We start from the raw sequence: 3609 nt of genomic DNA on the forward strand, positions 1-3609 counted from the left end.
CCGCCTCCCTCGTCGTCGACGCCCTCGGGAAGCGGTGCCCGATTCCGGTGATCGAGCTGGCGAAGGTGATCAGGGAGGTACGGGTGGGCGGGACGGTGCGGGTGCTGTCGGACGACGAGGCGGCACGGCTGGACATTCCCGCGTGGTGCGGGATGCGGGGGCAGGAGTACGTGGGCGAGGAGGCGCTGGAGAGGGGGTCGGCGTACACGGTCCGCCGCGTGTCCTGAGGCCGGGGGGCGGGTGCGGCCGTGGCCCGGGGTGCCCGGTGCTCCGTCTGCGCGGGCCCTACCGGGGCTCTGCCCCCGCCGGGCACCCGTCGGCGGCGGGGTCAGGACAGGTGGGCCTTGACCTCCTGGGCCGCGTCGTCGCCGTACGCCTTGGTGAAGCGGTCCATGAAGTGGGCGCGGCGCAGGGTGTACTCCTGGGTGCCGAGGGTCTCGATCACGAGTGTCGCGAGCATGCAGCCCACCTGCGCGGCCCGCTCCAGGCTGACACCCCAGGACAGCCCCGACAGGAACCCCGCGCGGAAGGCGTCGCCGACACCCGTGGGGTCGACCTTCGCCTCTTCCTCGGGGCAGCCGACCTCGATGAGGTCGTGGCCCGCGCGCTCGATGCGGACGCCCCGGGCGCCGAGGGTGGTGACGCGGTGGCCGACCCGGTCGAGGATCTCCGAGTCCGTCCAGCCGGTCTTGGACTCGATGAGCCCCTTCTCGTACTCGTTGGAGAACAGATAGGTCGCGCCGTCCAGCAGTATCCGGATCTCGTCCCCGGACATCCGCGCGATCTGCTGCGAGAAGTCGGCGGCGAAGGGGATCCGCCGGGAGCGGCACTCCTCGGTGTGCCGCAGCATCCCCTCGGGGTCGTCCGCGCCGATGAGGACGAGGTCGAGGCGGCCGACGCGGTCGGCGACGGACTTCAGCTCGATCAGCCGGGCCTCGCTCATCGCGCCCGTGTAGAAGGAGCCGATCTGGTTGTGGTCGGCGTCGGTGGTGCAGACGAAGCGCGCGGTGTGCAGGACCTCGGAGATCCGTACGGACCCGGTGTCCACGCCGTGGCGGTCGAGCCAGGCGCGGTACTCGTCGAAGTCCGCGCCGGCCGCGCCGACGAGGATGGGGTTGGTGCCCAGCTGGCCCATGCCGAAGCAGATGTTGGCGCCGACACCGCCCCTGCGCACATCGAGGCTGTCGACCAGGAAGGAGAGGGAGACCGTGTGCAACTGGTCCGCGACCAGCTGGTCGGCGAAACGGCCGGGGAACGTCATGAGGTGGTCGTTTGCTATGGAGCCGGTGACTGCGATTCGCACGGCGAGGCACTCCTGGGGCGGGGTGGCGTTGACGCCTCACGCTATCCGGTTCGGGCGTCCTGCGCCGCCGGGCGGAAACTACCTGATAGTAGGTCTTTGTTCGCACACCGGCCCCTGCGTACGGTGCCGATATGACAAATTCCACCGGGCGTCGTGCGTCCTTCGAGTCCGACTCCACCCTGGCGGAGCTGCGCGGTGACTGCGTGCGGATGGCGCCGCGCTGGGTGGCACCCACTGCCGCGGCCCCCGCGCCGGTGCCGCCGTCGCGGATTCACGGTGTGGTGGTACCCGCCGCGTCGGTCCGGCTCGTCGACGGTATGTACGGGTGGGGATACGGCCGCTGAGCGGCGCCTCAGGAGGCTTCGGCGGCACGCCGGTCATGGGTGACCGGTGACCGAGAGCGCGTCGGGGAACCGTGCGCGCCCCTGCTCCGTCCCATAGCTGCCCCGGGTACGACGGGGACCGGAGACCAAGGAGCGATGCGGTGAGCACCACGGAGAACACGGATCACAGCGCCCGCCGCCGGCGCTTCCCGCTTGTCGCCTCGGTGGTGGCCGTGGTGCTGATCGCGGGCGGCGGTGGCACATACTTCGCGACGGCGGGTGCCGAGGGCGATGGCGCGGACAGCGGGGACGGCAGGGAGCGTTCGACGGTGGCGGACGCGAGGTCGCCCGGCCTCCCGGCTCCGCCCGGTATCGCGCCGGGTGAGCCGGACCCGTCCGGTGACGGAACCGTCTACCGGGCGCGGGGCGGGCTGCCGGACGGGCCGGACAGCGCGGCGGTGCGCCAGCCTCGGGGCACGGTCTCCGCGGAGCAGGTGACCCGGCTGGCCGGGGCGCTGGGGCTGCCGGGATCACCGCGGCTGGTCGGCACCGCCTGGCAGCTCGGCGAGGGCCGGGACGGTGCGGGGCCCACGCTCCGGGTCGAGCGGCAGGCGCCGGGGACCTGGACGTTCCACCGGTTCGTCCCCGGGGGTGACAACTGCCCGAAGGGCGATGTCTGTACGGGCGGAAGCGGGGATTCCGGCGGGGGCGCGGACTCCGGCGGCACCCCGGTCAGCGAGGAGGCCGCGAAGAAGGCGGCCGGGCCCGTGCTGAAGGCCGTGGGACAGGGCACCGCCCGGCTGGACGCACGGCAGGTGCTGGGCGGGGCGCGGGTGGTCAACGCGGAGCCGGTGATCGGCGGACTGCCGACGTACGGCTGGACGACCGGTGTCCGGGTCGGCGCCGACGGCAAGGTGATCGGCGGCGGCGGGCAGCTCCTGGAGCCCGTGAAGGGCACGGACCAGCCCGTACTCTCCGCCGATGAGGCGCTGAAGCGGCTGAACCGGTCCGGCAACGGGTCCGGCAACGGGTCCGGCGACCGGTCCGGCCCCGGCAGCCCGGAGCACGCTCCCGGCTGCACCGCTCCGCCGAAGGCGGGCACCGCCGCACAGGACCTCCCCTGCGGGATCACCGCCTGCGCCACCGGAGTGCCGGCCGAGGGCGAGCAGCGGGCGGACCTCCCGTGCGACGCGCGGCAGAAGCCGCCCGCGCCGGTGCGGATGACGGTCACCGACGCGGACTTCGGGCTCTCCGCGCAGCAGGTGGGCGGGCGGCTCGCCCTCGTACCGTCCTGGCTGTTCCAGGTGGAGCCGAGCGGTGGCGGGGAGCGGCGCACGGTGGCCGAACCCGCCGTGGAGCCCGGCCTGCTGCCGCAGCCGGACCGGCCGGGGACGACAGCGCCGGGGGACACTCCCCCGCAGCCGCCCGCGCCCGGCCAGGGCACCGAGCCGAGCGGACCGTCGTCGGACCCGGCCGTACCGTCGGCCGACCGGCGGGTGCAGTCCTTCTCCGCGGACGGGCGGACGCTGACGGTCACCTTCTGGGGCGGGGTGTGCAGCGACTACCGGGCGACCGCGGCCGAGAAGGACGGCCGGGTGGAGGTGCGGATCGCCGAGGCGAAGCCGAAGCCGGGCAAGGTCTGCATCCTCGTCGCCAAGGAGCTGAAGGAGAAGGTGACGCTGGACAAGCCGCTCGGTGACCGGACGGTGGTCGACGCGGAGTCGGGCAAGACGGTTCCGCCCCACAAGCCCTGACCGGCCGGATGCCCGTACACATCGGGCGCGGACGTCCGGCGCCCGTACACATCGGGCATTCGGCCGACATCCGGCGCGCGTACACATCCGCGGATCGGCCGTACAGACAGAGAGAGGCGGGGGGCCCCAGTGACGGGGGCGCCCCCCCGCGGTGGCCCGCGGGGGCCGGTGGGAGGGGTAGGAGTGAACCCACGGGCCCGAGACCCAGGCGGTGGGGGTGTGGATAGTG

At 73.7% G+C, this 3609-nt stretch carries 4 protein-coding genes; 3 read left to right on the forward strand and 1 reads right to left on the reverse strand.

Features of this window, described 5'->3' with window-relative positions; genetic code table 11:
* Positions 1-227, forward strand: a 227-nt coding sequence (locus ACWF94_RS36345) for a sulfurtransferase TusA family protein (protein ID WP_453498800.1), incomplete at its 5' end; no start/stop codon positions are given.
* Positions 228-328: 101 nt separating this feature from the next.
* Here the strand turns inward: ACWF94_RS36345 and ACWF94_RS36350 are convergent.
* Positions 329-1303: a carbohydrate kinase family protein gene (locus tag ACWF94_RS36350; protein WP_453498803.1), complete on the reverse strand. Its 975-nt coding sequence runs from the start codon at positions 1301-1303 to the stop codon at positions 329-331.
* A 131-nt stretch (positions 1304-1434) separates the two neighbouring features.
* Between ACWF94_RS36350 and ACWF94_RS36355 the strand changes: the two genes are divergently transcribed.
* Both ACWF94_RS36355 and ACWF94_RS36360 read left to right on the forward strand, forming a co-directional pair.
* The gene (locus ACWF94_RS36355; protein WP_453498806.1) at positions 1435-1647 is read left to right on the forward strand and encodes a hypothetical protein; all 213 of its coding nucleotides are present in this window, start codon (positions 1435-1437) and stop codon (positions 1645-1647) included.
* A gap of 140 nt (positions 1648-1787) precedes the next feature.
* Entirely contained in the window at positions 1788-3380 is a 1593-nt protein-coding gene (locus tag ACWF94_RS36360) for a hypothetical protein (RefSeq protein ID WP_453498809.1), read from the forward strand.
* The last annotated feature ends 229 nt before the right edge of the window (positions 3381-3609 follow it).

This window comes from Streptomyces sp. NPDC055078 (genome assembly GCF_053607985.1).